The sequence below is a fragment of the Streptomyces phytophilus genome (genome assembly GCF_013870535.1).
GTDB lineage: Bacteria > Actinomycetota > Actinomycetes > Streptomycetales > Streptomycetaceae > Streptomyces > Streptomyces phytophilus.
The window spans coordinates 1-1,563 of sequence record NZ_JACBXC010001357.1; the positions used below are offsets into that span (position 1 = coordinate 1).

Sequence of the window (1,563 nt, forward strand, 5' to 3'; positions counted from 1 at the left end):
TCTGTGGGTGTGGGGGTGGGTTTGTTGGGGCCGCGCAGGATGATGTAGATGAGGAGTGCGGCCATGACGGCGGTGCCTGCCCAGAGGGCTTGTTGCCAGCCGTCGATGTAGGACTGGCGGGCGATGTCGACGAGGTCGTCGGCGCTGGTGCCTGCGTGGGGTGAGGCTTCCAGGGCGGTGGCGATGCCTTCGCGGGCGGGGTCTGCGGCTTGTTCGGGGATGCCGTCCAGTTTGTCGTCGATGGCGTTGCTGTAGCCGGCCGACAGGATCGCGCCGAGCATGGCGATGCCCAGGGCGGTGCCGAACTCCCGGGTGACGTCGTTGAGGGCGGAGGCGACGCCCTGCTTCTCCCGGGGCAGGGCCAGGGTGATCGCCTCGGTGGAGGGCACCATGGCCAGGCCCATGCCGAAGCCCATGACGACGATGCCCGGCAGGATCGACAGGTAGCCGTTCTCGACGGAGACGAACAGGGCGATCAGCGCCAGGCCGGCGCCGGTCAGCGCGATACCCGCGGACATCGTCGCGCGGGGCCCGGCCTGCACGGACAGCCTGGGAGCCAGGCCCGAGGCCATCATCATCGTGACGGCCATGGGCATGAGCGACGCCGCGGACAGCAGCGCCGACCAGTCGAGCACGGCCTGCAGGAACGGGAAGAGGACCACGAAAATACCGGACTGGACACCGAAGACCACCACCAGCGTGATCGACCCGCCGCCCAGGCCGCGCTCCCGGAACAGCCGCACATCCAGCAGCGAGGCATCCCGGCGGCGCAGCTCCCAGACCACGAAGACGGCCCCGACGACCAGCCCCACGACCAGGCTGGCCAGGGTCAGACCCGAGGTCCAGCCGCGATCCGGCCCCTCCTGGAGACAGAAGATCAACGCCGCCACCGACACGACGGAGATCAGGGCACCGACGGTGTCGAAGCCGTGCCCGGACCGCTCGTGGGAGTTGGGCACCGACTTCAGCGTCAGCGCCAGAGCACCGACGACCAAAGCGATCGGCAGCGCGAACAGCCAGCGCCAGTCCGCGACATCGACGAGGAACGCGGACAGGAACATACCCAGGATGCCGCCACCGCCGGCGACACCCGTCCACACACCGATCGCCTTCCCCCGCCGCTCCTCGGGAAAGGTCGAGGTGATCACAGCCAGCGTGATAGGCATGATCGTCGCCGCACCCACACCACTGGCCACCCGCGCACCGATCATCACCTCGGCACTCGGAGCAACGGCCGCCACCACATTCGACACACCGAAGACCAGCAGCGAACCGACCAGCATGGGCTTACGCCCCACCCGGTCCCCGATCGCACCCAGCGGCAACAACAACGCAGCCAACGCCAGCGTGTAGATGTTGATGATCCACAAAACGGTGCTCTGCGACGTCTCGAAATCGACCGCCATCTCCGTCTGAGCCACATTCAACCCGGACACAGACGCAATCACAGCCATCAACGCCATCGAGACAGCGACCAGGATCACACGCAGACGACGCGCATCCAACACACCCCCGCCATCCCCGTCACCAGACTCCGCCTGCACAGAACTCGAACTCATGGAT

1 protein-coding gene is annotated in these 1,563 nt (G+C 67.2%); it reads right to left on the bottom strand.

Going from position 1 to position 1,563, the window contains the following annotated elements:
- Positions 1 to 1,559 (bottom strand): MFS transporter (locus H5J30_RS32340; protein ID WP_181791204.1); only part of this gene is annotated, 1,559 nt, incomplete at its 3' end.
- Positions 1,560 to 1,563 lie beyond the last annotated feature (4 nt).